The following is a 26,338-nucleotide window of genomic DNA, read 5'->3' on the forward strand; positions in this document are numbered from 1 at the left end:
CAGCTGTCCCGCCATGGTCGGGCCGCGTGCCGATGGACGGCATGAGTAATCGCTACTCAAAAGGGGTGGCCCGCGCCGCCGCCCGAGATGGCCGACGGAGGCGCGAGCCGTACAGATGATCTTGTCAGGTGCTGCGCCCGCGCAGGACGCGGATCGTGATCCCCGCGCCGAGCAGGACCACGGCGCCCACGACCCAGGGCAGGGGGGTGCCCCCCGGGCCGGGGACGCCGTAGCCGCCCGCGTAGCCGTCCCTGGCGTAGGCGCTGCCGGGGAGTTTGGCGGCGTAGCGCTGTTGTGCCAGCCGCCGGTAGTCGGCCACGGGGACGCCCGCCGGGCCGAGCGACTGCGTGGCCTCGGCGTTGAGCGGTACGACCCTGCCGTCGCGCAGGGCGTACCAGGCGTTGAGCTGCGGCTCGCGGAACACGGTGCCGGTCTGGCCCCCGTACGTCTGCTCGTCGCTGCCGCCGGCGATGTTGCTGACCACCCACGCGCCCCGACGGTCGCGGGTCGTCCAGACGGAGGCCGTCTGGCCGTCCGGCGCGGTGGCCTGGGTGGCGAGGAAGGCGAACCGGGCGATCTGCGTCGACCGCCCGGAGACGAAGTCGGGATTGAGGTCGTTGACGGCGACCGTGGGCCCGTCGAAGCGCGCCGCCACGGGGGCGAGGCTGGTCTGCCGGCCCTGGCCGGCGAAGAAGCGGCCGACCGTGTCGCCGGCGCCCGCGGCGGCGGCCCTGGCGGCGTCGATGTCGGCCTGGGTGGGGGCGCCGGGGTCGGCCAGCGCGGGGCTCGGGACCCACAGGAACAGGGCGGTCAGGGCGGCGACCGCTGCGAAGAGCTTCATGCCGGTGGCCTCCTTCACGCGCCGATGTAGTCGAGCGAGTGGGTCCAGAAGAACGAGGAGTTCGAGACGTAGTAGCTGTAGGTCGACCAGTTGTAGCGGGTGCTGGACGGCCACGGGTTGCCCCAGTACACGTACGACGAGGTCTTGTCGTAGCCGTAGATGACCTCCATGTGGCCGCCGCCGCTGGTCCACTGGATGCGGGCCATGATCGGGCGTTCGGCGTCGATCTCCCTGACGATGGCGGCGTAGGTGAGGTAGTCGTAGACGTACACGCCGGGGTTGATGCCGATCTGGCGGAAGGCGGTCTGGTCGTTGCCGAGGGTGGCCTGGTTGTTCGGGCAGCTCGTGTTGACGCCGCGGTTGAAGGCCAGGTTGCAGAACTGGTTCTGGCTGTAGGAGTACCCGTAGTAGGCGGCGACGGAGTTGCCCGTCGCGGCCCAGCACCAGTTGGAGTACTGCTGCGACTGCTGGGTGAAGTTCAGCTTGTACGAGGTCGCGGCGTCGGCGGGGGCACTGCTCGCGATCCAGGTGGCCGCCGCTAGGGCGAGGGCCACGGCCAGGCGGAACATAGGCGCTCCTTCTGCTGGGGGGTGCTGCGAAGGATGTTCGACCTGCGGTGATGGCCGTACAAGGGGGAGCGGATTTCCCTGACAGATCACTGTGGAAGGTGACATTTCATGACGTTCATGAAGTGATGACGAATCTGTGGAAATCTGTGAACATTCACAGCGTGGCGGATGAGCTCCAGGCCGCGCTGCGCGCGGGCCCCTTTCACGTAGCCCTGCGGGCCGCGGTCGGAGCGCGCGGGCTGACCCTCGAACGGTTGCGCCACCGGCTGGGCCAGCGCGGCCTCCACGTCGGGGTGAGCACGCTGAGCTACTGGCAGCAGGGCCTGCGCCGGCCCGAGCGCGAGGAGTCGCTGCGGGCCGTACGCGCCCTTGAGGACATCCTCGACCTGCCGCCGCGCTCGCTGATCGGGCTGCTCGGGCCGCCGAAGCCGCGTGGCCGGGCGCCGGGGGTGGCGTACTCGACCCTGTTCCGGCCCGCGCAGGTCGTGGCCGCCATGCTGGACGAGCTGGACGCGGTGGCCGACGACCGCCGCCTGCACATCGCCGTCATGTACGAGTCGCTGCGGATCGGCCCCGACCGCAGCCTCACCGCCCGGGAGACCACGCAGGTGGTGCAGGCCCACGAGGAGGGCGCCGACCGCTACATCATGATCTACCGGGGCGACGCCGGCTGCGACGTGGACCGGGTCACCGTCGCCGCCCTGGAGGACTGCCGGGTCGGCCGTGTCACCAGGGACGGCGCGACGGCGACGGTGGTGGCCGAGCTGCTGTTCGACCGCGCGCTGCGGGTCGGGGACACCCACGTGCTGCGGTACGAGATCGCCGACCTGAGTGGCGCCGAGTCCTGCTTCTACGAGCGCGGCTTCCGCTTCCCGGCCGGCCAGTACGTGCTGCGCGTGGCCTTCGACCCGGCCGAGCTGCCGGTACGCATCCACCGCTTCGCCCGGCGCGGTCCGGGCGGCGACGAGCTGACGGCGTCGGAGCTGACGCTGAACTCCCAGCACGCCGTCCACCTGATGGCCGCGGCCCTCCAGCCCGGCCTGGTCGGCATCCGCTGGGCCTGGCCCTGACCGGCGCGTCCCTGTCACACCTCGGCCCGCTGTCCCGTCCTGTCACCGATGATGACGATGAACGACGGAAGGCGATGACGATGAGAGCAGCACGCGTTCACCGGCCCGGTGGCGAGCTCGTCCTGGAGGACGCGCCCATGCCGTACGGGGCCACCGGCGACGTGGTCGTGCGGGTGCACGCGGCCGGTTTCGTCCCGGACGAGCTGGACTGGCCGGGCACGTGGACCGACCGGGCGGGCCGCGACCGCGCGCCGTCCGTACCCGCCCACGAGGTTGCCGGCGTGGTGTCCGAGGTCAGGTACGGCACCACCGGCCTGTCCGTCGGCGACCGCGTCTTCGGCCTGACCGACTGGCACCGCGACGGCGGCGCGGCGGAGTACGTGGCGGTCGAGGCCCGCAACCTGGCCCTGATCCCCGAGAACCTGACCTTCATCCAGGCGGCCGCGCTGCCGCTGGCCGGGCTGACCGCCTGGCAGGGCCTGTTCACGCACGGCGGCCTGGAGGCGGGCCGGACGGTCGTCGTCCACGGCGCGGGCGGCGGTACGGGCACGCTCGCCGTCCAGCTCGCCCGCGGGGCCGGGGCGCACGTGATCGCCACCGGCCGGGGGAACGTCGCGGGCCTGGCGGCGGAGCTGGGCGCGCACGAGTTCGTGGACCTGGAGCGGCAGTCGTTCGCGGAGGCGGTCGAGCCGGTCGACCTGATCTTCGACACGATCGGCGGCGACCTGCTCGCCGGGTCGGCGGCGAAGGTCAGGCCGGGCGGCGCGCTCGTCTCGATCACCGCGCCGCCGCCGGTCGTGCCGGAGGAGGGGCGGGCGGCGTTCTTCATCGTCGAGCCCGACCGCGTCCAGCTCGCCGAGCTGGCCCGGCAGGCGGGAGCGGGCCTGCTGCGCGCCCACGTGGGCGCGGTGTACCCGCTGGCCGAGGCGGGGCAGGCGTTCCGGGCCAAGCGCGGTGTGCCGGGGAAGGTCGTGATCGAGATCTGAAGCCGTCGCAAATGTGCGGATATTTCGGGTCATTGAGGAAACCTTGACCGGCCTGCCGTATGACCGTCCGGGCCCTGGGCACGCGCAGTTACGGAGCCGAGCGACCCGCTGACTCCCCGTATCGAAGGAAGGAGCCGTCATGGCGCAGAACAAGGCCCGTAAGACGAAGAGTGGCGACAAGGACAAGGACAAGAGCCGGAACTCCTCGACGCAGAGCCGCAGCACCACGGAGAAGAAGCCCTCCGCCAGCAAGCCCCAGGACTGGAAGAACGCTCCGGGGCACCAGAGCTGATTCTGACCGGCACGACGGCGTGACACCCGGCCCGCGGGCCGCGGGTCACGCCGTCTCCTTCTGTCGGGGTTGTTCCTGTCTGATGACAGATGACCAGAATGAGGAGACAGTTCCCCGTCCCTTCAGTCTCTCCATGCACAACGTTCACCCGTGCGCTCCAACGTGTCCGCTCGAAGGGCACGCCGGAATCATCGGCTGCCCCGTGAACGTCATGGAAGGACCCGATGCAGCCGATGGCAGCACGACAATTACTGGGCGGACTACGGCGTAAGGGACGGCTCGCCGCCGCCACCGCGGTCGCCGCGGTGCTGGTGAGCAGCATCGTGACGGCGGCGTACGCCGACCCGGGGGAGCAGGGCCGAGGCCGCCCGACCCCCACCCCCACGAGCACCCCCGCCGCCCCGCCCGCGCTCACCCCCGCCACCGGCTCGTACCTGGAGGGAACGGCGAAGGTCGCCGCGGTCCCGGTCACCGCCGGAGACAGCGTCACGAAGCTCGACATCGACGGCGCCCCCGTCGAGGCCACGAAGACGGTCGGCGTCTCCAAGCTGGCCTTCGAGGTCGGCTCGAACTCCACCGAGGCGCAGTACCACAGCTACGTCCTGGTCAACGGGTCGTACAAGGCCGAGATCGGCGACTTCGTCAACCAGCGGGCCACCATCGAGATCCCGAACGCGAACCTGGTCAAGGGCGAGAACACCGTCGAGATCGTGGTCGGCACGATCCAGTCCTCCTGCGGGCTCAACTACGACGACTTCGTCCTGTCCGACGTGGGCCTCGAACTGCTCGGCGAGGTGGCCGACGGCGAGGACAACCCCTACACCTTCAACTTCGGCGACGGCTCCTGCGGCAGCAACTCCACGCTGCTCAAGCGCGCCACGCTCAAGTTCTTCACGCAGTCCGACCCGCAGGGCACCACCGGCCTGGCCGCCGACGTGGACACCACCAAGCTGTCCAACGGCGAGCACGTGATCGCCGCCGCCACCGCCGCGGGCGCGACCGTCAGGAACACCGTGACGGTGAACAACGCCCCGGCGGGCGCGCCGCGGCTGATGCCCACCGACGGCACGCTCGTGGCCGGCGCCAAGACGGTGTACGCGACCGTACCGGCGGCCGGGACGGGCGGCGTCGAGTCGCTGACCGTCGACGGCGCCAAGCCGGTCACCAGGCCCACCCTCGGCAACGGCGCCGCCATGCTCGCCTTCGACGTGGCCGCGGACCCGATCGAGGACAAGTACGACAACTTCCTGCTGGTCAACGGCAAGCGCATCGACCTGGGCGGCACCTGGACGAGCCGGCGCGTGACCATCGCGGTCCCGGCCAGGTTCCTGATCCCGGGCGAGAACACGATCAAGGTCGTCACCGGCGACTACAAGGAGTCCTGCGGCGTCAACCGCGACGACTTCACGATCGCGAACCTCGCCCTCACCCTCGACGGCGCCACCGTGACGGGCAAGGACATCAAGCCGTCGTACGACCTGGGCGACGGCGACTGCGGCAGCGACCAGGCCCGCCCGCGCGAGGCCGAGCTGCGCTACACCCTCGACGCCCCCGCCGTGCACGTCGTCCAGACGCTCGGCTCGGGCCAGGCGACGCTCGGCTTCACCGTGGGCAGCAACTCGATCGAGGCGCGCTACCAGAACTTCGTGCTGGTCAACGGCCAGAAGGTGGTGCTCGACGGCGACTTCGTGAGCCGCCGGGTGGACCTGCCGATCCCCAACGAGTACCTGGTGCCCGGCTGGAACACGATCGACTTCGTGGCCGGCACGTACCCCACGTCCTGCGGCGCCAACCGGGACGACTTCACGATCTCCAACATCAGCCTCACCCCGGCGCAGGGCACCGCCGCCGGCCAGATGCTCAAGACCTCGTACGGCATGGGCGACGGCAACTGCGGCGACACGGTCAACCCGCTGACCGAGATCGACCTGGAGTTCCTGGTGGACGCCCCGGCCCGCGGCCTGCGCGCCGACCTGGACACCACCGCGATCAAGGACGGCCGGCACACCCTGGCGGCCAAGTCGTCCAGCGGCGAGACGGCCAGTCGTGTGCTGATCACCGACAACTCCGCGCCGAAGGTCGCGCGCAGCGTCCCCGCCGCGGACGAGCGGATCACCGCGTCGGTCATCCTGGACGTCACGCTCGACGACGCCTCCGGAGTCGTGTCCGGCCCCGACGTCAAGCTCGACGGACAGCCCGTGGAACTCGGCGTCCAGATCGGCCCCGGCCTGAAGGCGGGCCGCCACACCCTGGCCGTCACCGGCGTCGACGGGCTCGGCAACACCGCCGCCCAGGAGATCGTCTTCGAGTCGGCCGGCATCCCCGACGTCCCCGCCGAGCTGACCCCGGCCTCCGGGAGCGCCGACGTGTCGGACCCCGTCACGCTCTCCGCCAAGGTCGGCGAGCCGGGCGGGGGCCAGGTGACGGCCACGTTCTCCGAGGCCAAGATCCTCAGCCCGGACGAGGCGTACCAGGGCACGGCCACGGCGCTGCCGACGACGTTGCGGGTGCCGGGCGAGCAGCGGGTCAAGGCCGACGGGCTCGAACCCGGCGACGGCCGTACGCTCGACGCCCCCACCGGCCGCGACCTCGTCTACCAGCGGTACGACGTCAAGGTGCAGGGCCACGTGGACCAGCCCGTCCTGCGCTGGGAGGGCGTCGCCGACCCCGAACGCCTGGTCTCGCTGCGGGCATGGAACACCAAGGCCAAGGCGTGGGACCTGCTGACCAGCGCCCGCGGCGCGGCCGACGGCAAGACGGTCCTCACGGCCGTCGTCGGCCAGGACCACGTGGACCGGCAGCAGGTGCACGTCATGGTGACCGCCGAGGACCCGTTCGCCGACGACATCGACGCCGGTGACCCGAACGGCTTCGCCGACCCCGCCACGTACGACTTCTCGCTCGTGCACCTCACCGACACCCAGTACATCTCCGAGGGCGCGGTGGAGCAGGAGACCGCCGAGGAGCGCGCGGTGTGGGAGTCGGCCTACTCCGGCATCGTCAACTGGATCACCGCCAACAAGGACCAGCGCAAGATCTCCTACGTCGCCCACACCGGCGACATCATCGAGAACAACATCAGGAAGCCCGCCGACGAGGCCACGCAGCGCGAGGTCGTCGGCGAGTTCGAGGTGTCGTCGAAGCAGCAGCGCGTGCTCGACGAGGCCGGCATCCCGAACGGCGTCATCGCCGGCAACCACGACAACCAGTCGGGCACCGAGGACGGCCCCGGGGCGATCTACAACAAGTACTACGGCCCGTCCCGCTACCAGGACGCGTCGCGCGGCTGGCAACACGCCAAGTACGGCGGCCCGTGGAAGGAGGGCGACAACCAGAACCACTACGACCTGTTCTCCGCGGGCGGCCTGGACTTCGTGGTCGTCGGCCTGTCGTACGGCGTGACCAGGGACGAGGCCGAGTGGGCCGACTCGATCTTCAAGAAGTTCCCGGACCGCAACGGCATCCTGCTCTCCCACGACTACCTCGTGCCGAGCACCAACCCCGACGGCCGCGGGGCCGGGTTCTCCGCCCCCGACGGCTCGATGCTCTACAAGACGGTGGTCGAGAAGAACCCGAACGTCTTCCTCATCCTCGCCGGTCACGAGCACGGCGTGGGCACCAACGTGAAGCCGAAGGTGGGCCAGGTCGGCAACGGCGTGGTCGAGCTGCTGGCCGACTACCAGTTCTACACCGTCTCGGCCGACCGGCTCGGGCTCACCGAGATCGGCGGCTACAAGCCGGACGACCAGCTCCAGTTCGGGGCGAGCTACTTCCGGCTGCTGCAGTTCAACGTCAAGCGGGCCGAGCTGAGCGTGGACACCTACTCCCCGCTGCTCGGCGACTTCGGCGCCGGCGAGTTCGACCCGCTGCGCCGCTACGACGGGCGCGAGGACAACATGGTCCTGCCCGTCGATCTCACCACCCGGACGACGAGTTTCCAGACCGACTCCCTGGCGCTCTACAAGCCCACGAAGATCATCGGCAGGAGCACCGCCGCCTCGGGCCAGGTCGCCTCGGTGACCTGGAAGCACCTCAAGGACGACACGGCCTACGCCTGGTTCGTCACGGCACGCTCCGCGGGCGGCGGCGTCACCGCCTCCGAGCCGAGCGTCTTCGTCACCAAGGACGAGCACGGCCGCCCCGGCAAGTGGGGACCGGACTCGCCCATGTACCGCTGGTTCACCCGCTGATCCGGCTCCCTCCGCCGCCCCGGGCCCGCGCCCGGGGCGGCGCCCTTCCCCCTGACCTGGAGAGACCAGACATGCCTCGCTGGCGCTGGCCGTACGCCGTCGTCCTCGCCGTCATCCTCTGTGGAGCGCTGGCCGACCTGCTGCACCCGGCCCCCGCGGCCGCGCACGACGCCACCACGAAGGCCCACGCCGAGGTGACCGGCACGGCCGCCGATGTCAGGGTCGTGCTCGACCTGGAGTACGACCTGCTCATGAAGTCGGCCTGGCTCTACGCCGAGGCGTACGAGGCCAAGGAGCGCGCCGAGCAGCTCCGGCAGCTCGCGGCCAACCGCGACGCGGTGTTCGGCTACGTCACCCGCCGCTTCGCCGTCGCCCGCGACGACCGGCCGTGCGTCCCCAGCCAGGTGGGCGCGGCGGACGTGCACCCGCGCGGCAAGGCCGCCTTCGCGACGCTGACCCTCGCCTACACCTGCCCGGCGGACGGGGGCGAGGCGGCGATCTCCAGCGCCCTGTTCCCCGACGCCGAGTCGTTCGTCCACAGCACCCAGACGCTCCTGCGCTACGACCTGGACGGCAGCAAGGGCTCGGCCGTCCTGACCGCGCAGAGCCCGACCCTGCGCGTCGGGGAACGCGCGGCCACCGGCCAGATCGGGGAGTTCTTCCTGCTCGGCGTCGAGCACCTCGCCCTCGGCCTGGACCACGTCTTCTTCCTGCTCACCCTGATCATCGGCGCCCGCCGCCCGCGTGACGTCGTGCTCACCGCCTCCGCTTTCACGGTGGCCCACAGCATCACGTTCCTGCTGGCCGCGATGGGTGTCGTGAACGTGCCCAGCCAGATCGTCGAGCCGGTCATCGCCGGTTCCATCGTCGTCGTCGCGCTCGCGAACCTCCTCGGCCGCGACCGGCCGGGCGCCTGGCGGCTGCCGGTCGTCTTCGCCTTCGGCCTGATGCACGGGCTGGGCTTCGCGGGCGCGCTCGACATCCACGAGAGCGGGTCGTGGGAGCTGCTGCTGTCGCTGCTGAGCTTCAACGTCGGGATCGAGGTGACCCAGCTCGCGATCATCGCGGTGCTCTTCCCGCTGCTGGTGCTCCTGCGGCGGACGGCCGCGGCCCGCTGGGCGGTGGCCGCGGTGTCCCTGTCGATCGTGGTGGTCAGCGCGTACTGGTTCCTCGACCGGCTGCCGCTCCCGCTCTGAGCGACCACAGGCGGCCGGCTCCCCAGGCGAGCAGGGCCAGCACGCCGACCAGCAGGTACTCGATGGCCGGGATCCTGACGGCCTCGTTCGTGCCGGCGAGGTCGCCGCGCAGGGCGTACACGGCGAGCAGGGCCGTCGCGTAGCAGCCGGTCAGCACCCAGCGGGCGGCCCGCGACAGGCCCAGGCCGTGCATCTGCGTGATCACGAAGACACCGAGGAAGCCGAACAGGAACATCGGCCACAACCCGTCCGGGCCGGAGGTCATGACGGCCACCAGCGTGCCGTGGACCACGACGGCCAGCTCCAGCGCCACCGTCCAGTAGCGGTTGGTGTGCGCCCTGGTGAGGAACAGGCTGCCCTGGAGCAGCAGCAGGAACATGTAGAAGAAGCCGATCAGGTGGCCGGGCGTGGACTCGGCAGGGTGGTACCAGAACGTGTAGACCGCGGCCCAGCTGAACAGGTAACCGTGGTAGCGGCGGGCGAAGTCGACGATCTCCCGCTTGATGGGCGCGGGCCTGCCGAGGAACAGGCCGCGCCGCCGGTTCTCCATGATGAGGACGACGACCAGCAGGAGGATGACCGAGCCCTGGGAGCTGTAGATCGACACGTCCTGGGCCAGGCCGTCGTAGAACAGGTGGGTCTGCAGCGTGTGCAGGGCGATGAACCCGGCGTTGACCGCGAGGGCGACGACGTTGATCGGGTGGAGGCCCGTGGAGTAGCGGCGGACCCGGGTCTGGGCGTAGTGGATCAGCCACCAGAACACGATCTGGTGGGCGGCGTAACCGGCCCAGGCCGACAGCCTGGTCCACACGGTGGGCTCGGGCAGTTTCCAGTAGTACCAGGACGCGCCCTGGTCGGGCAGCAGCACGACGTCGTGCAGCCGCTCGCCCAGCAGCCAGATCAGGCCGGTCAGGACGGCGCTCGCGACCACCCCGGCGACCAGCACGACCTCGGGCCGGACCGCGTCTAACGTTTTCTTTCTATGATGGAATACTTCCACCATAGAAATATAAGGGGTGACATGACGGCGTACGACCTGATGGTGCTCATCCGCCGGCTCAACGTGGAGAGCGACCGGTTCGTCGAGGGCTTCGCCGTGGCGCACCGGTCCCACCGGACCGACATGAACGCCCTGGTGGTCATCCTCGACGCCCACCTCGCCGGTCACCCGCTCTCGCCCGGCGAACTGGGGACCGCGCTCAACCTCAGCGCCCCCGCCACGACGGCCCTCCTCGACCGTCTGGAACAGGCCGGCCACGTCGGACGGCGGCGCGACGCCGGCGACCGCCGCAAGGTCGAGGTCGTCATCAACGAGCAGGCCGTCGAACTGGCGGGCACGTTCTTCGCCCCGCTGGTCCGCCACCTCACCGCGGCGATCGACGCGTTCACCCCGGAGGAACGGGAGATCGTCGGCAGGTTCCTCGCCGGGGCGATCGAGGCGACCGTGGCGGCCAGGAAGGAGCACGAGGCATGAGCGGGGCCCGTTCGATCGTGATCACGGGCGGCACCCGCGGCCTCGGGCTCGGCCTGGCCCGCTCGCTGGTCGCGCTGGGGCACCGGGTCACCGTGTGCGGCACCGACCCGGACCGCGTTGCCGCCGCGGAGGCCGAGCTGGGCGTGCCCGCCCTCGTGGCCGACGTCACCGACCGCGCCCGCGTCCAGGACCTCTGGGACGAGGCCGTACGGCGGCACGGGCGGGTGGACATCTGGGTCAACAACGCCGGGATCTCCCACCACCGGCTCCCGCTGTGGCGGCTGCCCGCCGGCGAGGCCCGCGCGGTGGTCGAGGTCAACCTGCTGGGGACGGTCAACGGCTGCGCGGTCGCGGCGGCGGGCATGGCGGGGCAGGGCGGCGGCCACATCTGGAACATGGAGGGGCTGGGCAGCGACGGCCGTACCGTGCCCGGTCTCGGCGTCTACGGGGCGACGAAGCGGGCCGTGACGTACCTGACCGGGGCGCTGGCCAAGGAGGCCCCGGACGGTGTCACGGCTGGCCTGCTCAGCCCCGGCATGGTGGTCACCGACCTGCTGACGTACGGCTACTCGGAGGCCGAACGGGAGCGGGCGGGCCGGATCTTCGCGATCCTCGCCGATCCGGTGGAGGTCGTGGCGCCGTGGCTGGCCGAGCGGCTGGTCTCCCGGGCGCGGAACGGCGCCCACGTGCGCCGGCTGACGGCTGCCAAGATCGCCTACCGGTTCGCGAAGGCCCCCTTCGTACGGCGCCCCTGACCCCGTTCGTTCGGCCCGCTCGCCTGTTCGCTCAGCCTTCCTGTTCGCTCAGGCTTCCCGTTTGCTCAGCCTTCCTGTTTGCGGATCAGGAATCCGCCCCGGCCGTCGAACTCCACCGCGTACACCGCGTCGAACCCGTCGGACGCGCGCGGCCGGCGCAGCCGTCTGAGCGTCGCGAAGACGCCCACCTCCGGGACCCGCGCCCGGCCCATGCGCTCGGCGTTGCGCTGGAGCGAGCTCTTGACGTTGGGCGGGAACCAGTAGGCCACCACGCGCGCGCCGTGCTCCCGGCCGGCCACGATGAGCGGCTGCCACTCCTCGGGCGAGGCGTTGGTGTTGTCCACGGCCACGTTCCGGTCCTCCTCCAGCGCCTCGCGGATCAGCTGGAGCTGGCGGTGCTGGCGGCGGCGGGCGTTGGGGAAGTCGTCCTTGCTCACGTGCGCGTGCGTGGCGGCCAGGCAGCGCCGGTAGAAGGTGGACTTGCCGGAGGCTTGGAGGCCGATGAGCACGGCCACCTCCCGATCGATCATGGTTCCAGCTTATTGGGGTCCGGACCGGACCCGGGCCTGGACAGGCTAACGTCGTTAGCCTAGAGTATGGCTAACAGCGTTAGCCATGGAGGACATCATGACCGTCGTGACCGTCAGGCGTGTGACCGGCCGAACCGCCTGGGCCCTGCTCGCCGCCTTCTGCCTCGCCTTCCTCGTGTTCGAGGTGGTCAAGTACGGGGGCGCCTCGCCGGTCAGCTCGGTGTTGTTCGTGTTGCTGCCGTACGCGACCAGGTTCGGCGGGCCGGCCGTGGTGCACGACCTCGCGCATCGTCCGTGGATCCCGCTGGCCGTACTGGTCGGCTACTCGGTCTCGTCGCTCAACTGGGTGCCGGTCTTCACGGCGGGGCTGGCCTGGATGACGTACGTGGCGGTCGCCCGCGTTCTCGGTCACGGTCCGAGGAGTGCGCGTGGCTGACCTGACGCCACGCGCGGGGCAGATCGTCGCGGCGGCGCGCGAGCTGGTCGAGGCGGGCGGGGTGGAGGCGCTGACCATGCGCGCCCTCGCCGCACGCCTCGGCATCCGCGCGCCGTCCCTCTACAAGCACTTCCCCGACAAGTCCGCCGTGGAAGCCCAACTCATCACCCTCGCCCTCACCGAACTGGCCGAAACCTTGGAACGGGCCGAGGGCGGAGGCGGGGCGGGGGAGACGTCGGAGCGGGCCGAAGGCGATGCTGGGTTGACGGAGACGGGGAAGCGGGCCGAGGGCGACGGTGGGTCGGGAGGGGTGGGGGAGCGGGTTGAGGGTGGGCTGCAGGGGCTTGGGCGGGCTTATCGGGCGTACGCGCTGGCTCATCCGCACCTGTACCGCCTGATGAGTGCGGGGCCGCTGCCGCGTGGGCTGTTGCCCGCCGGGGTGGAGGAGCGGGCCGCGCTGCCGCTGGTCCGGCTCGTACGCGGCGAGGCGGCCGCCCGGGCCGTCTGGGGGCTGGCCCACGGCCTGGTCATGCTCGAACTCGACGGCCGCTTCCCGCCCGGCGCCGACATCGACGCCGCCTGGACCGCCGGCCTGTCCGCCTTCACCCCACCCCCGGCCACCCTCTGACTGACCCGCGCCCGGTCGAGGGCCCCGCCTGTCGTGGTCCGGCCTGGGGTGTTGAGGTCAGGGGGTGGGGGTCAGGAGGCCGTTGAGGGTGAGGGTGAGGAGGTGGGTGGCGTGGGCCGGGTCGGGGGTGGCCTGGGCTATGCCGCCGGCCAGTGCGATGAGGTCGGCCGCCTCCACGTCCGCCCGTACGGCCCCCGCCTCCTGGGCCGGCCGCAGCAGTCGCTCGGCGGCGGCGTGCAGGGTCGCCCAGCAGTCCACCCCGGCCGCCTCCGGCGAGAGCATCATCCGCGCGCCGAGCCCCCGGTCGGTCATGGCGTGTGTGACCAGCGCCCGCAGCCAGTCCACCAGCGCCTCGGCGGGCGGCAGCGCCCCGCCCGCCTCCTCCGCCCGCGCGCACAGCCGGGCCAGCCGACCCTCGTACACGGCCGCGAGCAGTGACTCGCGGGTGGGGAAGTGCCGGTAGAGCGTGCCCGCCCCGACGCCGGCCCGTTTGGCGACCTCGTTGAGCGAGGCGTCGGGCCCCTCCTCGGCGACCACGGCCATGGCCGCCGCCACCAGTTGCTCGTAGTTGCGGCGCGCGTCGGCGCGCATCGCCCGTGCCGGCACTGGACACTCCCGCGGGTTGAATCGGAGAACTTCTCCGATTATAGTCCCCGACGTAACCGGAGAAGTTCTCCGTATAGACGGGACGGTGACCTCATGACCGACAACCCTCACGACGACAGGCCTGATCTGGGCAGGGTGGGCGTGTGGACGTTCGCCTTCGACGCCCGTCCGGCGGGTGAGGCGCGCGACGCCGCGGCCGAGATCGAGGAGCTGGGTTACGGCGCGTTGTGGTTCGGGGAGGGGTTCGGCCGCGACTCGGTGAGCCAGTCGTGGCTGCTGCTCTCGGCGACCAGGCGGATCACGGTCGCGGCCGGCATCGCCAACATCGCCCTGCGCGACCCGATCACCATGGCCGCCGCCGAACGTGCGCTCAACGAGGCCCACCCCGGCCGGTACGTACTGGGCCTCGGCGGCCACCGCGTCAGCGACCAGCCGATCCAGATGGACGGCTACGCGATCCCCAGCCGGGGCCGCGCGGTGACCACGATGGGCGCCTACCTCGACGCCATGGACGCCGTGCCGCTGGCCTCGCCGGCCCCGGAACGTCCGCCGCGCCGCATGCTGGCCGCGCTCGGCCCCAAGATGCTCGACCTGGCGGCCGGGCGCACGCTCGGCGCGCACACGTACTTCGTGACCGTCGAGCACACCGCGCGGGCCAGGAAGGCCATGGGCCCCGGTGCGCTGCTGGCCGTGGAGCAGGCCGTCGTGCTGCACCCCGACGCCGCCAGGGCCCGCGAGCTGGCCGGTGAGCACGTCTCCTTCTACCGCACCGGCGCCGCCCACCAGATCGCCAGCCTGCGCCGCCTCGGCTTCGACGAGGACGAGATCGAGCACGGCAGCGACAGGCTGGTGGACGCGATCGTCGCCCACGGCGGGGTCGAGGCGATCGAGCGGCGGGTCCGGGCCCACTTCGACGCGGGCGCGGACCACGTCTGCCTCCAGGTGCTCACCGACCGTCCCGGCGAGCTCCCCCTCACCGAATGGCGCGAGCTGGCCGCCCTGACATCTCTCTAGAGGTCAGACGGGAGCGGGTGGCGGTAGCGGACCCAGATGTCGCCGCGGCTGTGACCGGTCAGCCGCAGCACGACGCCGTCGTCGGACGGCGGCTCGACCGGCTTGTCGTGCAGCTGGCCGAGCCCCGGGGAGACCAGTTCGTCGGCCCGTACGTGCCACCCGTGCGGCACCTTCAGATGCAGGTCGCCGAACCACGAGGTGATCCGGACGTGCACCAGCACCTCCCGGTGGAGGCACTCCGCGGCGCGGAAGTCCAGCTTCGCGGTGCCCCAGACGCCGAGCCTGACGTCGATGCGCGGCGGCACCACCCACCGCCCGTCCCGGCGGACCCGCCAGTGCTCGGTGTGCATCGTCAGCACGTCGGAGACCGGGACGAGCCCGGAGGAGACGGGCGGCAGGTCGGCGACCAGCGCGCCGAGCTCACCGACCGTCCTGGCCGCGTACGTGCGGTCGATGCGGTCGTGCAGCTCTTCGAGGCTGATGCGTCCTTCGGCGACCGCCTGCCGCAGCCTGGCGGCCACCTGGTCGCGATCGTGGTCGCCGGCCCGGATGCCGGCGTCGTCCGTCATGGCGACCACTCTAAGGATCATCGGGCGGCCGGGCCACGCGCGCGCGGCGCTCAGTCGCCGGCGGCCCGGTAGCCGGCGGCGCGGAACAGGAACGAGGCCCACGACCGGTAGGGCCGCCACGACTCGGCGATCCTGCGGTAGGCGCCCGCCGGCGCGTCCTCGGGCAGCCCGTACGCCTCGCGCAGGATCGCGAACAGCCGCGGCTCGTCGCCGGGGAACGCGTCGGGCGCGCCCGCGCCGCGGATCAGGATCAGACCGGCCGAGAACGGCCCGACGCCGGGCAGCGCGCGCAGCTCGGCCAGGGCCTCCTCGGGGGCGAGCGCACGCAGGTGCTCAGTGGTGAGCACGCCGTCGAGCGCCGCCCTGGCCAGCCCGCGCAACCACTCCTCCTTCTGCGCGGGCAGCCCGAGCCCGCCCGCCTCCACCAGGCTCATGGGCGGCGGGAACGCCTGGTACGCCTGCCCGTCCACGGTGACGGCCGCGCCGTACCGGTCGGCGATGCGCTGCTTGATCCGCGAGGCGACGAGCATCGACGAGCGTTGCACGATCACCGCCCAGCAGGCCGCCTCCCACGGGCTCCAGAAGCACACCGGACGCAGCCCCGGGCTGAGCCGCTGCACGTCGCCCAGCACCGGGTCGGCCGCGCCGAGCTCGGCGAAGCCGCCGGCGTCCACGTCGAGGGAGAGGATGCGGGCCACCTCGCCGCGGATCGCCGGACCGGTGGCGCGGGTGGTGGTGACCGCGACCCCGCCGGGAGCGGCGGTCACGCTCACCCCGATCGGCAGCCAGTCGGACTCGGCGCAGTAGGCGAAGCGCAGCGTCCGCCCGTCGGAGGGCAGCGCGCTGGTGGCCGGCCAGTCCTCGACGAAACGCAGCGTCGCGCCGAAGTCGTACGGGCCCTCCGCGTCGAGCCTGAATCCGTGTGTGGTGGTGGGCGTGGTCATGGGCCGTATGGTAGGCGGCCCCCGTGGCGGCCGGGACGCTCCGTGTGGTCCGGACCGCGAAGGGTAGGGCTAGCGCTGGCCAATCGCACACGTACGGGGGAGACAGGCATGAGTGCACAGGACTGGGTCAAGAAGGCCGAAGAGCTGGCGAAACAGCACCCGCAGCAGGCCGACCAGTTGCTCGACCGGGTCGAGGACGAGATCGAGGAGCGTACCGGCCACAAGTTCGACGAGCAGGTCGAGCAGGGCACGGACGCGGTGCGGCGCAGCTACGGCGGCAGCGACGGGCGGGAGCGCAAGCAGGCCCGGCCGAAGGGCGACCAGCAGAAGTGAACCCCCGGGCGCCCGTCCCCGCCACAGGGGACGGGCGCCCGCCGCGCCGGGGAGGGAGGCGACACCATGTCCGAGCTGCTGACCGGGGACTTCTACGAGTTCGAGCACCTGCTCTCCGCCGACGAGCGGGAGATCCTGCTGCGGGTGCGCACGTTCCTGCGGGAGAAGGTCGTGCCGGTCGCCAACGACTGCTGGGTGCGGGCGGAGTTCCCCCTGGAGCTGGTGAAGGGCTACGCCGACCTGGGCATCGCGGGCCTGGCGCACCCCGAGTGCCCGGGGCCGAGGCCGAGCGGCCTGCTCAGCGGCTTCCTCGCCCTGGAGATGGCGCACGCCGACGCCTCGATGGCCACCTTCTTCGGCGTGCACACCGGGCTGGCCATGGGCAGCATCGCCGAGTGCGGCTCGGCCGAGCAGCGGCGGCGCTGGCTGCCCGCGATGAGCAGGATGGAGAAGATCGGCGCGTTCGCGCTGACCGAGCCGACCGGCGGCTCCGACGTGGCCGCCGGCCTGCGCACCACGGCCAGGCGCGAGGGCGACATCTGGGTGCTCGACGGCGCCAAGCGCTGGATCGGCAACGGCACGTTCGCCGACCTCATCGTCGTCTGGGCGCGGGACGCCGCCGACGGGCAGGTCAAGGGCTTCGTGGTGGAGAAGGGCACCCCCGGCTGCACCGCCACGAAGATCGAGAACAAGATGGCGCTGCGTACCGTCCAGAACGCCGACATCACGCTGACCGGCTGCCGGGTCCCGGAGGCCGACCGGCTGCAGAAGGCCGGCTCCTTCCGCGACACCGCGCGGATCCTGCGCCGTACCCGCAGCGGGGTCGCCTGGCAGGCGGTGGGCATCATGATCGCCGCCTACGAGATCGCCCTGGACTACGCGAAGGAACGCGAGCAGTTCGGCCGGCCGATCGGCTCGTTCCAGCTCGTGCAGGATCTGCTGGTCAGGATGCTGGGCAACGCCACCGCCTGCTGCGGCATGGTCGTCCGGCTGGCCCAGCTCCAGGACGCCGGCGTCTACCGGGACGAGAACTCCGCCCTGGCCAAGGCGTACTGCACGACGCAGATGCGCCAGGTCGTGGGCTGGGCCCGGGAGCTGCTGGCGGGCAACGGCATCCTGCTGGACTACGACATCGCCAGGTTCGTCGCCGACGCCGAGGCGATCTACTCCTACGAGGGCACCAGGGAGATCAACACCCTGATCGTCGGCCGGGCCGTGACCGGGTTGGGGGCCTTCGTCTGACATGATCGGCGGCCGTGGCGGGTAGACGCCGCGGCATGAGAGCCCCGGTGTCCCCGCGCGTCGCCCGGCCGGTGATGTACCAGCGCTGGTCGCGGATGACCTTCATGCACTGGCGCTATCCGCCCGGAACCGTCCAGCGGTTGCTGCCCGACGGGCTCACGGCCGAGACGTTCGACTCGACGGCCTGGGTCGGGCTGGTGCCGTTCGTCATGGAGGACGTCGGGGTCCCGGGGCTGCCGCGGATGCCCGCCTTTCCCGAGACGAACCTGCGGACCTACGTCCGCGACGAACGGGGCCGCAGCGGCATCTGGTTCCTGTCCCTGGACGCCGGGACGCTGCCCGCCGTGCTCGGGGGCCGTGCCGGGTTCTGGCTGCCGTACCACTGGGCGCGCATGTCCGTACGGTCCGAAGGCCCCCTCCTGCGTTACCGGAGCCGCCGCCGCTTCGGCGGGGCCCGCTGCGACGCCGACGTGACCGCGGGCCCGCCGTTGACCGCCGCCGCGCGCGACGAGCCGGCCCATTTCCTCACCGCCAGGTTCCGCCTGTTCAGCGTCGTCGCCGGGCGCCTGGCCGACGCCGAGGTCGAGCATCCACCGTGGCCGCTGCACCACGCCCGGCTGGACGCGCTGGAGCAGGACCTGACCGACGCCGCCGGGCTGCCCGCGCCGGACGGGCCGCCCCTCCTGTACGGCTCTCCCGGCGTTCCGGTGCGCGTCGGCATGTGGCGGCGGGGGCCCCGCGGCGCGGGCCGTCAGGGGTGATCCGGGGAGCGGCGCAGGATCGAGCGGGCGGCCACCACCACGCAGAACACCCCGAGCAGCAGCCCCCACGTCACGTCCGTGAAGAAGTGCATGCCGCGGTAGAGCCGGGAGAAGGCCACGATCAGCGGGGCCGCGACCCCGACCGCCCAGATCGCCACCCGCGGCGCCCGGCCGCGTACGTGCGTGCTCAGTACGAGGGCCATCCCGCAGTAGAACGCGACGGCGGCGCTGACGTGCCCGGAGGGGAAGCTGGAGGTGGGCGGCGCGGGGTCGAGGTGGGGCACCGGCGGCCGGCTCCGGCCGACGGGCTCGGTGGTGGCCAGGAAGACCAGCGACTGGCCCCACACCGCCGCGATCAGGAACACCGACTCCAGCCAGCGTTTGAGGACCAGCCGGAAGACGATCGCCGCCACCGCCGTGAACACCACGACGTACGGCGTGTCCGACAGGCTGGTGCCGTAGTCGGTGAGCGTGTTCCACGGCGGCGTGCGGATCGAGGCCAGGCCCTTGCTCAGGGCCACGTCGCCGGGCTGGGGCACGCCGACGACGAGCAGCCCCATGCCGTACGTGACGGCGCCCATCAGCACCAGGGGTAACACCAGCGACAGCGCGTAGTACCGGACCTGCTCAGCTCTGCTCATCGGGCACCTTCAGCGGCTCGGGTTCCAAACCTTCGGACAGCGGCGCGGTGGGCCTGCGGCCCGTGTCGCGGCGCCACGTCTCGAACGCCGCCGACGTCGCGGCGATCACCGCCACGCCCAGCACGATCCCCGCCACGACGTCGCTCACCCAGTGCACGCCGAGGGCGATCCTGGTGAAGCCCACCGACACCACCACGAACCAGGCCAGCGCCCAGGCGAGCCGCCGTCCCCGCCGGGGCAGCTGCGGCAGCAGGAGCAGGGTGACCACCCCCGCGCCGAGGGTCACGTTGACCGCGTGGCCGGAGGGGAAGGAGTCGCCGGGGGCCAGCGCGACGGGATCGGGCAGGTGCGGACGCACCCGCGCGACGAGGATCTTCAGGCCGAGCCCGATCAGACCGCCCGCGGTCACGGTCGTGATCGCCCACAGGGCCAGCCGGCGCCTGCCCCGCACCAGCAGCCACACGGTGAACGCGCCGACCGCGATCCGCCACGGCCACGGGCCGAACAGATCGGTCCAGACGATGAGCACCCTGGTCACGCCCGGATGGGCCAGCGCGTACGCGTGCAGCTCGCGGGCCACCCCGGAGTCCAGCCGGTTGAGCGGCATCTTGGCGATGACGAGCAGCAGGGAGAACGGGATCATGATGAGCGCGGCGGCGAACGCCGCGACCGTCAACCTCGGTCCCAGCCTGCGGAACGGGAACGTGGTCATCAGAACCTCCGCGATCTCCGGAGCCGCGGCGGCCGGCCGTCGGGGTCGACGGCGAACCGGTAGAGCGGCATGGCCATGGCCCTGCGGACCCGGGACAGACCGGGCGCGGGGTGCGGACGTAACCGGCCGGGCGGGCGCGGGCCCCGGCGGCCGGCCGAGTGCCACGCCTCCAGCCGGTCCGCCGACTCCGCGAACGCGTCGAACGCCGCGACCGGGTCGCACAGCTCGTCCAGGCCCGCCTGCGACTCCTCGTCCAGGTGCTCGGACATGAGCGTCAGCCGCAGGTCGCGGGCGAACTTCAGGGCGCCGTACGGCAGGCGCGGGTCCTCCCGTTCGTCCAGGACCGCGCAGCTCAGCTCGGAGTCGTACGTCCACGAGCGCAGGTTGACGTTGTCCGACCCGACCGAGGCCCACACGTCGTCCACCACGCACACCTTGGCGTGCACGTAGACGGGCGTGCCCTGGTGGTTCTCCAGGTCGTAGACCGCCACCCGGTCGCCGCCGGCCCGCGTCAGGAGGTTCAGCGCCTCGACCCGGCCGATCAGGCTCGCGGGGCCGGCCAGCCAGCCGTCCTGGTCGGGGTGGCGCGGCACCACGATGATCATCCGCAGCCCCGGCTCGCGCTCCAGCGCCCGCGCGAACGGCTCGATCACGTCCGTGGACCACAGGTACTGGTCCTCCAGGTACACCAGCGACCGGGCCCGGCCGAGCACCTTGTGGTAGGCGTGCGCGATGCTGCGCTCGCCGTCGGGCGCGAACGGGTAGGCGCTGCGCCGGGCGGGGTAGGTGCGCAGGATCTGCACGTGGTGGGTGCCCGCGCGCGGGGGCGGCGGGCCGGGCTCGGGCAGCGGGGGAGCGTCGTCCAGCTTGCTGACGTGGTCGCGCAGGCGGCGCAGCGGGTCCCTGGTCTCGGGGGCCGGGTCCTCCCAGCGCTCGCAGAAGGTCTTCTCCACCTCGGCGACCGCCGGTCCGCGGATGGCGAGCTGGAGGTCGTGCCAGGGCGGGCGGGGGCCGTACACGCCGGGCATCGGGCAGGGCTGCGGGTCGCCCAGGTGGCGGGCGTCGTCGCGGCGGCTGTGGCACAGGTCGATGCCGCCGACGAAGGCGACGTCCGCCGAGGGGTCGCGGTCATGGCGTATGATGACGAACTTCTGGTGGTGCGAGCCGCCCGGCTTGGTCCGCGTGTCGAGCATCGCCTGCCCGTGCGCGTCCTCGATCTCCTCGCCCAGGTGCCGGTTCTCGGCCGAGCTGAAACGCAGCCGGTCCAGGTGCGAGCGCCAGATGAGGCCCCTGACCACGACGCCGCGCTTCGCGGCGGCGCCGAGTGCCGCGCCGACCGTGGGGCCGTCGTCGGTCAGGCGTTCGTCGGGGTCGCCCCGCCAGTCGGCGAACAGCAGCAGGTCGTCCTCGCGCAACGCCTCCAGGCGGGTGCTCAGCTCGGCGAAGTACGTGGAGCCGTGGACGAGCGGGCGTACGTCGTTGCCGCTGGACCAGGCGTCGAGCTCGGTGGCCCGGTTGTCGCGTTCCTCCTCGGTGAGGAACCAGTCCTGGATACGCATTCGGCCACCGCTACCCGCTCGAAACCTACTCATAACCCCGCAATCCTCGGGTAGTGCGGGAGGCGTGTCCCCCACCATCGCGGTTGTCGCTCATCGTAAGAAGATCCTCGGCGCGGGCCTCGACCGGCTGCGCGTGCTGCTCAGCGAGCAGGACGTCGGCGAGCTGGTCTGGCACGAGGTGCCCAAGAGCAGGAAGGCGCCCAAGAAGGTGCGCAAGGCCCTCGACGCGGGCGCGGAGCTGGTGTTCGTCTGGGGCGGCGACGGCATGGTGCAACGGTGCGCCGACGCCATGGCCGGGTCCGGCGTCCCGATGGCGATCCTGCCCGCCGGGACCGCCAACCTGTTCGCCACGAACCTGGGCATCCCCATCGACCTGGAGGAGTCCGTACGGATCGGCTTCCGGGGCCGGCGGGCCGAGCTGGATCTCGGCCTGCTCAACGGCGAGCACTTCGCGGTCATGGCCGGCGCCGGGTTCGAGGCCGAGATGATCGCCGAGGCCGACGGCAAGGCCAAACGGAAGCTCGGCAAGCTCAGCTACGTCAAGGCCGCCGTCCGGCACGTCGGCGGGCCGTTGGTGCCGATGACGGTGAAGGTGGACGGCGCCACCTGGTTCGAGGGGGAGGCGAGCTGCCTGCTGCTCGGCAACGTGGGCACGATCGCCGGCGGGATCGAGGCGTTCGACGACGCGCGGCCGGACGACGGCTGGCTGGAGGTGGGCCTGTCCACGGCCAAGGGGCCGGTCCAGTGGGCCAGGGTGATGGGCAAGATGGCCGCCGGACGGTCGGAGGACTCGCCGTTCGTCCGCATCACCCGGGCCCGCAAGGTGTCGGCCCGGTTCGGGTCACCGTTGACGTACGAGCTGGACGGGGGTGACCGCGAGGCCACCACCAGGATCAAAGCCGAGGTGGCCCCGGGCGCGCTGACCGTCTGCCTGCCCTAGGCGGCGCGGGCGGCGTCCATCACCCGCTTGGCGTCGCGCTCGAAGGAGGCGCGGGCCCCGAGCGTCAGAAGGCCGCCCACGATCATGGGTACGACCAGCAGGTACATGCCGCCGATCAGCGAGCCGAACTGGTCGGAGGCGATGCCGACGACGAGCGAGCCGAACGCGCCGGCCGCCGTGATGAGCAGTTGCAGGACGGCGAAGCCGAGCCCGCGGGCGGCGGCCGGGACGACGTCGGCCAGGCAGGCCGTCATGTTCGGGATCGCGATCGACATCAGCGAGCAGGCCAGCAGGACCAGCGCGGTCATGGCGCCGATCGAGTCCATGGCGAGCGCGCCGGCCAGCACCGCCGCGCCCGCCGTGATGCCGCCGCCGCCGGCCAGCAGCCTGCCGCCCTTGCGGGTGCCGTGCCACTTGCGGCCCAGCCAGGAGCCGGCGAGGGTGCCGGCCAGCGTGCCGGCGATGGTGACCAGGCCGCTCAGTGAGCCGGCGGCGCCGACGCCGACGCCGTAGCCGCGGACCATGAGGGTCGGCAGCCAGTAGAAGATCCCGGCCAGCCCGAGGGTCAGCAGGCCCAGCCCGACGCAGACGAACAACAGCGTCGGGATGCGGACGACCTGCCCGAACTGCTGCCAGAAGGGCGCCTTGGGCTGCTCGACGGGCTGCCCGGCGGACTGCTCGGTGGACTGCTCGGTGGGCTGCGAGGTGGGCTGTTCGGCGGGGGCGCCGGCCACCAGGCGGTCCAGGTCGCCGCGGCCCGGCTCGCGCAGGAACCAGACGAGCACCGCCGTGAGCACCCCGGGCACCACCATGACCAGGAACGCCGTACGCCACGAGAACGCCTCGGCCAGCACGCCGCCCAGCAGCGTGCCGACGCCGCCGAGGTAGGTCGTGACGCGGGTCAGGCCGTACGCCTTGGCCCGGCTGACCGGAGGGTAGTAGTCGGCGAGCAGGCTGCCGGCCGCCGGGTTGTCGATGTTCTCGGCCGCCGCGAGCAGCACCCGCATCAGGTAGAACATCACGAAGCCGGTGGCCACGCCCGACCCGAGCGTGGCGACCGCCCAGACCAGGACGACGACCGCGATGATCCGCGTACGGCTGAACCGGTCGGCCAGGAAGCCCGCGGGGAGGGACACGATCGCGGCGGCCAGCGCCGCCGCCGTGGGGATCGAGCCGGCCGCGGTGTCGCTGAAGCCCCACTCCTTCTGTACGAGCGGCAGCACCCCCGACAGCAGGTTGTATTCGATCCGGTCCACGAGCCCGACGATGAAGAGCACGACCAGCGGCGCCCAGCCGAACGGCGCCCGGGTCTGCGCGTCGATGACGCCAGCGCGTGGCGAACCCAACGTCCCGATCATGCCCACCCTTTCCAGTAGAAAAATCTAGAATTACGTTCTAGGCGAACGTTCTAGCCAGAGTGGCAGAAGTCACACGATTCGTAAATGGCCCCTTTCTGGGAAATTTCGCAGTTTGGGGCTCATGTACGGTGATCGCATGAAAGCTGCGCAGGTCACGGGGGCGATGCTGGTCGCCGGAACCACGTCCGACGCGGGCAAGAGCGTGGTGACCGCCGGGATCTGCCGCTGGCTGGCCCGCAAGGGCGTGCGTGTGGCGCCCTTCAAGGCCCAGAACATGTCGCTGAACTCCTACGTCACCGCAGGCGGCGCCGAGATCGGCCGCGCCCAGGCCATGCAGGCCCAGGCCGCCGGGCTCGAACCGGTCGCCGACATGAACCCCGTCCTGCTCAAGCCGGGCAGCGACCGCCGCAGCCAGGTCGTGCTCATGGGCGAGCCCGTCGCGGACGTGGACGCCATGGAGTACGGCGCCCTGAAGGACCTCCTGCGCTCCACCGCCCTGGAGTCCCTGCGACGCCTGCGCGACCAGTACGACGTGGTGATCTGCGAGGGCGCCGGCAGCCCCGCCGAGATCAACCTGCGCCGCGGCGACATCGCGAACATGGGCCTGGCCAGGGCCGCCGGGCTGCCCGTCGTCGTGGTCGGCGACATCGACAGAGGAGGCGTGTTCGCCGCCTTCTACGGCACGGTCGCGCTGTTGGACGCCGCCGACCAGTCCCACGTCTCCGGGTTCGTCGTGAACAAGTTCCGGGGCGCCCGCGAACTGCTCGAACCCGGCCTCGACATGCTGCGCGAGCTCACCGGCCGGCCCGTGTACGGCGTGCTGCCCTGGCTCGACGGCCTGTGGATGGACGTCGAGGACTCCCTCGCGCTGGACTCCCGCCGGGTCGTGACCGGCCGGCCGGTGGGCAGGCAGACGCTGCGCGTGGCGGTCGTCCGGCTGCCCAGGATCTCCAACTTCACCGACCTGGACGCGCTGTCCGCCGAGCCCGGCGTGGTGGTGCGGTTCGTGACCGACCCGGTCGAACTCGACGACGCCGACCTGGTGGTGCTGCCCGGCTCCCGGGCCACGGTCGAGGACCTGGCCTGGTTGCGGCGCACCGGGCTGGCCGACGCCCTCCTCGCCCGGCGCGGGCCCGTACTGGGGATCTGCGGCGGGTTCCAGATGCTGGGCCGGGAGATCGTGGACGAGGTGGAGTCGCGGGCGGGCCGGGTGGACGGGCTCGGGCTGCTGCCGGTGCGGGTGGAGTTCGCGGCCGGCAAACGGCTCGGCCGGCCCGTCGGGCAGGCGTACGGGGAGCCGGTCAGCGCGTACGAGATCCACCACGGGGTGGCGACGGTCGAGGGCGGCGAGCCGTTCCTGGACGGGTGCCGCGCCGGCGACGTGTGGGGCACGACCTGGCACGGCGCCCTGGAGAACGACGCCTTCCGCCGGGCCTTCCTGGCCGACGTCGCCGACCGGGCGGGACGCGCGTTCGTGCCCGCCCCGGACACCGACTTCGCCCGCCTCCGCGAGGACCGCCTGGACGCCCTGGGCGACCTGATCGAGGCCAATCTGGACACCGACGCCCTGCTGCGAGTGCTCCGCGACGGTCCGGCCCCGGTGCCCTACCTGCCGCCGGGCGCCCCTTCCGCCTGATCCCGGGGCGAACGCCCGCGCTGGGCGGTGATCCAGGCGTCGATCTCCTCCCAATGGGAGTACAGCCAGCGGACCTGCTCCTCACGGTCACGGGGCACCTCGGACGCGGGCACCCGCCACCACTTGGCCGTGATCCGCGCCGCGTACGGCAGCCTGCGCCACACGTCGCCGATCGTGATGAGGTCGTCGAGGCCGGTGTGCGCGACGAACACCACGTCGGCCCGCGGGCAGGCGCTGATCGCGGCGACGGCCCCGCCGGGCCGGGGCGGCAGGAGATGGTCCATGCCGCGCGCCCGCTCCGCCTCCTCGGCCAGGCCCTTCTCCTCCAGCCGCCGGATCGCCAGCCGGCGGCGGCGCGGGGTGAAGTTGCCGCCCTCGGGGAAGATCACCAGCGCGTCCCGGTCGTCCATGGTCGCCGCGAGCCGCCGGATCTCCTCGATCACCCGCCGGCGGCCGGACCGGCGCGGCACGAAGGCGTTCGGCAGGCGGTTGATCACGACGTCGAGCGACGGGTCGTACTGGAGGGCGGCTTTCATGACGATGCGGGGGCGGCGTTCGTACAGGGATAAGAGGTGATAGATCAGCAGGAAGGAGTCGCCTGGGCCGGCGTGGCGGGAGAGCACCACGATCGGGCGGCTCAGCCGGGCCGCCTGCTCCTGCGCGGTGGGCGGGGGCTCCTCGACGTCCAGGGTCAGCCGGAAGATGCGCACGGCCGCCGCGTACACCTTCGACAGGAACCACCGGATCAGCGCGTAGTGGCGCTCCTGGTGCCGGGCCCGCCCGAACGCGCCCGACAACCACAACCCCAGGCAGGCGATGAGCACCGCCGACTCCAGCGTCAGCCACGCCACCCCGAACCAGACGAACCGCAGCCCCCTGCGCTGCGGCGGCGGCAGCCGCAACGAGGCCCCGAACGTGACCGCGAGCCACAACGGCAGCGTCACCAGCATGAACACGGTGACCACGATGACGAGCGGAGCCAGGACGATCCGGCGCACGATACGCGGGGGGAGCAACGGCGGCCTCCCTGGGGTCAGCGTCCCTGAGGTCGGGCCT

General features: G+C 72.1%; 27 protein-coding genes. 15 read left to right on the forward strand and 12 right to left on the reverse strand.

The window, feature by feature from the left end; translation table 11 throughout:
* Positions 1-124: 124 nt before the first annotated feature.
* Entirely contained in the window at positions 125-841 is a 717-nt protein-coding gene (locus IEZ27_RS24000; RefSeq protein WP_189649298.1) for a hypothetical protein, read from the reverse strand.
* A gap of 14 nt (positions 842-855) precedes the next feature.
* The gene (locus IEZ27_RS24005; RefSeq protein ID WP_125636301.1) at positions 856-1,410 is read right to left on the reverse strand and encodes a papain-like cysteine protease family protein; all 555 of its coding nucleotides are present in this window, start codon (positions 1,408-1,410) and stop codon (positions 856-858) included.
* A gap of 161 nt (positions 1,411-1,571) precedes the next feature.
* Here IEZ27_RS24005 and IEZ27_RS24010 point away from each other — a divergent pair, with 161 nt between their 5' ends.
* From IEZ27_RS24010 to IEZ27_RS24030, 5 genes are all read left to right on the forward strand, one after another.
* Positions 1,572-2,480, forward strand: coding sequence for a hypothetical protein (locus tag IEZ27_RS24010; protein WP_229824270.1), 909 nt, complete (start codon positions 1,572-1,574; stop codon positions 2,478-2,480).
* An 80-nt stretch (positions 2,481-2,560) separates the two neighbouring features.
* Positions 2,561-3,466 carry an NADP-dependent oxidoreductase gene (locus tag IEZ27_RS24015; RefSeq protein WP_189649300.1) on the forward strand — a complete coding sequence of 302 codons (906 nt, stop codon included), beginning with the start codon at positions 2,561-2,563 and terminating at the stop codon, positions 3,464-3,466.
* Between the two features lie 139 nt (positions 3,467-3,605).
* Positions 3,606-3,758 (forward strand): hypothetical protein, encoded by a 153-nt coding sequence (locus IEZ27_RS24020; protein ID WP_189649301.1) that lies wholly within the window; start codon positions 3,606-3,608, stop codon positions 3,756-3,758.
* Between the two features lie 233 nt (positions 3,759-3,991).
* The gene (locus tag IEZ27_RS24025) at positions 3,992-7,948 is read left to right on the forward strand and encodes a metallophosphoesterase (RefSeq protein ID WP_189649302.1); all 3,957 of its coding nucleotides are present in this window, start codon (positions 3,992-3,994) and stop codon (positions 7,946-7,948) included.
* A gap of 71 nt (positions 7,949-8,019) precedes the next feature.
* Positions 8,020-9,144: a HupE/UreJ family protein gene (locus IEZ27_RS24030; protein WP_189649303.1), complete on the forward strand. Its 1,125-nt coding sequence runs from the start codon at positions 8,020-8,022 to the stop codon at positions 9,142-9,144.
* Here IEZ27_RS24030 and IEZ27_RS24035 read toward each other — a convergent pair.
* On the reverse strand, positions 9,101-10,090 hold the full coding sequence (locus IEZ27_RS24035; protein WP_229824271.1) for a hypothetical protein: 990 nt from the start codon (positions 10,088-10,090) through the stop codon (positions 9,101-9,103). The genes IEZ27_RS24030 and IEZ27_RS24035 overlap by 44 nt on opposite strands.
* Before the next feature lie 75 nt (positions 10,091-10,165).
* Here IEZ27_RS24035 and IEZ27_RS24040 point away from each other — a divergent pair, with 75 nt between their 5' ends.
* Together IEZ27_RS24040 and IEZ27_RS24045 are read left to right on the forward strand one after the other, a co-directional pair.
* The gene (locus IEZ27_RS24040; protein ID WP_189649304.1) at positions 10,166-10,618 is read left to right on the forward strand and encodes a MarR family winged helix-turn-helix transcriptional regulator; all 453 of its coding nucleotides are present in this window, start codon (positions 10,166-10,168) and stop codon (positions 10,616-10,618) included.
* Positions 10,615-11,373, forward strand: coding sequence for an SDR family NAD(P)-dependent oxidoreductase (locus IEZ27_RS24045; RefSeq protein ID WP_189649305.1), 759 nt, complete (start codon positions 10,615-10,617; stop codon positions 11,371-11,373). The genes IEZ27_RS24040 and IEZ27_RS24045 overlap by 4 nt, the downstream gene beginning before the upstream one ends.
* A 65-nt stretch (positions 11,374-11,438) precedes the next feature.
* On the opposite strand, the gene IEZ27_RS24050 is transcribed toward IEZ27_RS24045, so the two are convergent.
* Positions 11,439-11,903: an ATP-binding protein gene (locus IEZ27_RS24050; RefSeq protein ID WP_125636308.1), complete on the reverse strand. Its 465-nt coding sequence runs from the start codon at positions 11,901-11,903 to the stop codon at positions 11,439-11,441.
* Positions 11,904-12,000: 97 nt separating this feature from the next.
* Between IEZ27_RS24050 and IEZ27_RS24055 the strand changes: the two genes are divergently transcribed.
* Both IEZ27_RS24055 and IEZ27_RS24060 read left to right on the forward strand, forming a co-directional pair.
* The gene (locus IEZ27_RS24055) at positions 12,001-12,339 is read left to right on the forward strand and encodes a hypothetical protein (RefSeq protein WP_229824272.1); all 339 of its coding nucleotides are present in this window, start codon (positions 12,001-12,003) and stop codon (positions 12,337-12,339) included.
* Positions 12,332-12,967 carry a TetR/AcrR family transcriptional regulator gene (locus IEZ27_RS24060; RefSeq protein ID WP_229824273.1) on the forward strand — a complete coding sequence of 212 codons (636 nt, stop codon included), beginning with the start codon at positions 12,332-12,334 and terminating at the stop codon, positions 12,965-12,967. Before IEZ27_RS24055 ends, IEZ27_RS24060 begins: the two co-directional genes overlap by 8 nt.
* 57 nt (positions 12,968-13,024) lie before the next feature.
* Here IEZ27_RS24060 and IEZ27_RS24065 read toward each other — a convergent pair whose 3' ends face one another.
* The gene (locus IEZ27_RS24065; RefSeq protein ID WP_229824274.1) at positions 13,025-13,573 is read right to left on the reverse strand and encodes a TetR/AcrR family transcriptional regulator; all 549 of its coding nucleotides are present in this window, start codon (positions 13,571-13,573) and stop codon (positions 13,025-13,027) included.
* Positions 13,574-13,666: 93 nt separating this feature from the next.
* Here IEZ27_RS24065 and IEZ27_RS24070 point away from each other — a divergent pair, with 93 nt between their 5' ends.
* On the forward strand, positions 13,667-14,587 hold the full coding sequence (locus IEZ27_RS24070; RefSeq protein ID WP_189649308.1) for a TIGR03620 family F420-dependent LLM class oxidoreductase: 921 nt from the start codon (positions 13,667-13,669) through the stop codon (positions 14,585-14,587).
* Here the strand turns inward: IEZ27_RS24070 and IEZ27_RS24075 are convergent.
* Both IEZ27_RS24075 and IEZ27_RS24080 read right to left on the reverse strand, forming a co-directional pair.
* Positions 14,584-15,156 (reverse strand): DUF1707 SHOCT-like domain-containing protein, encoded by a 573-nt coding sequence (locus IEZ27_RS24075; protein ID WP_189649309.1) that lies wholly within the window; start codon positions 15,154-15,156, stop codon positions 14,584-14,586. The two genes, IEZ27_RS24070 and IEZ27_RS24075, sit on opposite strands and share 4 nt — an antisense overlap.
* 50 nt (positions 15,157-15,206) lie before the next feature.
* A complete protein-coding gene (locus tag IEZ27_RS24080; protein ID WP_189649310.1) occupies positions 15,207-16,100 on the reverse strand; it encodes a DNA-3-methyladenine glycosylase family protein in 894 nt (297 codons plus the stop codon).
* 108 nt (positions 16,101-16,208) lie between these two features.
* On the opposite strand from IEZ27_RS24080, the gene IEZ27_RS24085 reads away from it, so the two are divergent.
* The 3 genes from IEZ27_RS24085 to IEZ27_RS24095 all read left to right on the forward strand — a co-directional run bounded on the left by IEZ27_RS24085 (position 16,209) and on the right by IEZ27_RS24095 (position 18,436).
* A complete protein-coding gene (locus IEZ27_RS24085; protein ID WP_189649311.1) occupies positions 16,209-16,433 on the forward strand; it encodes an antitoxin in 225 nt (74 codons plus the stop codon).
* 66 nt (positions 16,434-16,499) lie between these two features.
* Entirely contained in the window at positions 16,500-17,675 is a 1,176-nt protein-coding gene (locus tag IEZ27_RS24090; protein ID WP_189649312.1) for an acyl-CoA dehydrogenase family protein, read from the forward strand.
* Between the two features lie 35 nt (positions 17,676-17,710).
* Positions 17,711-18,436, forward strand: a complete 726-nt coding sequence (locus IEZ27_RS24095; protein ID WP_189649313.1) for a YqjF family protein — start codon at positions 17,711-17,713, stop codon at positions 18,434-18,436.
* Here IEZ27_RS24095 and IEZ27_RS24100 read toward each other — a convergent pair.
* Genes IEZ27_RS24100 through IEZ27_RS24110 form a run of 3 tightly spaced genes read right to left on the reverse strand, consistent with a single transcriptional unit; the run spans position 18,427 to position 21,348 of the window.
* A complete protein-coding gene (locus IEZ27_RS24100; RefSeq protein ID WP_189649314.1) occupies positions 18,427-19,077 on the reverse strand; it encodes a phosphatase PAP2 family protein in 651 nt (216 codons plus the stop codon). The two genes, IEZ27_RS24095 and IEZ27_RS24100, sit on opposite strands and share 10 nt — an antisense overlap.
* The gene (locus IEZ27_RS24105; RefSeq protein WP_189649315.1) at positions 19,064-19,789 is read right to left on the reverse strand and encodes a phosphatase PAP2 family protein; all 726 of its coding nucleotides are present in this window, start codon (positions 19,787-19,789) and stop codon (positions 19,064-19,066) included. Before IEZ27_RS24105 ends, IEZ27_RS24100 begins: the two co-directional genes overlap by 14 nt.
* Positions 19,789-21,348 carry a phospholipase D family protein gene (locus tag IEZ27_RS24110; protein ID WP_189649316.1) on the reverse strand — a complete coding sequence of 520 codons (1,560 nt, stop codon included), beginning with the start codon at positions 21,346-21,348 and terminating at the stop codon, positions 19,789-19,791. Before IEZ27_RS24110 ends, IEZ27_RS24105 begins: the two co-directional genes overlap by 1 nt.
* Before the next feature lie 64 nt (positions 21,349-21,412).
* Here IEZ27_RS24110 and IEZ27_RS24115 point away from each other — a divergent pair, with 64 nt between their 5' ends.
* Positions 21,413-22,288, forward strand: coding sequence for a diacylglycerol/lipid kinase family protein (locus IEZ27_RS24115; RefSeq protein WP_189649317.1), 876 nt, complete (start codon positions 21,413-21,415; stop codon positions 22,286-22,288).
* Here IEZ27_RS24115 and IEZ27_RS24120 read toward each other — a convergent pair.
* A complete protein-coding gene (locus IEZ27_RS24120; RefSeq protein ID WP_229824275.1) occupies positions 22,285-23,634 on the reverse strand; it encodes an MFS transporter in 1,350 nt (449 codons plus the stop codon). The genes IEZ27_RS24115 and IEZ27_RS24120 overlap by 4 nt on opposite strands.
* 148 nt (positions 23,635-23,782) lie before the next feature.
* Between IEZ27_RS24120 and IEZ27_RS24125 the strand changes: the two genes are divergently transcribed.
* A complete protein-coding gene (locus tag IEZ27_RS24125) occupies positions 23,783-25,282 on the forward strand; it encodes a cobyric acid synthase (RefSeq protein WP_189649319.1) in 1,500 nt (499 codons plus the stop codon).
* Here the strand turns inward: IEZ27_RS24125 and IEZ27_RS24130 are convergent.
* Positions 25,252-26,298, reverse strand: coding sequence for a 1-acyl-sn-glycerol-3-phosphate acyltransferase (locus IEZ27_RS24130; protein WP_189649320.1), 1,047 nt, complete (start codon positions 26,296-26,298; stop codon positions 25,252-25,254). The two genes, IEZ27_RS24125 and IEZ27_RS24130, sit on opposite strands and share 31 nt — an antisense overlap.
* Positions 26,299-26,338 lie beyond the last annotated feature (40 nt).

The sequence above is a fragment of the Nonomuraea spiralis genome (assembly GCF_014648435.1).
Taxonomy (GTDB): Bacteria; Actinomycetota; Actinomycetes; order Streptosporangiales; family Streptosporangiaceae; genus Nonomuraea; species Nonomuraea spiralis.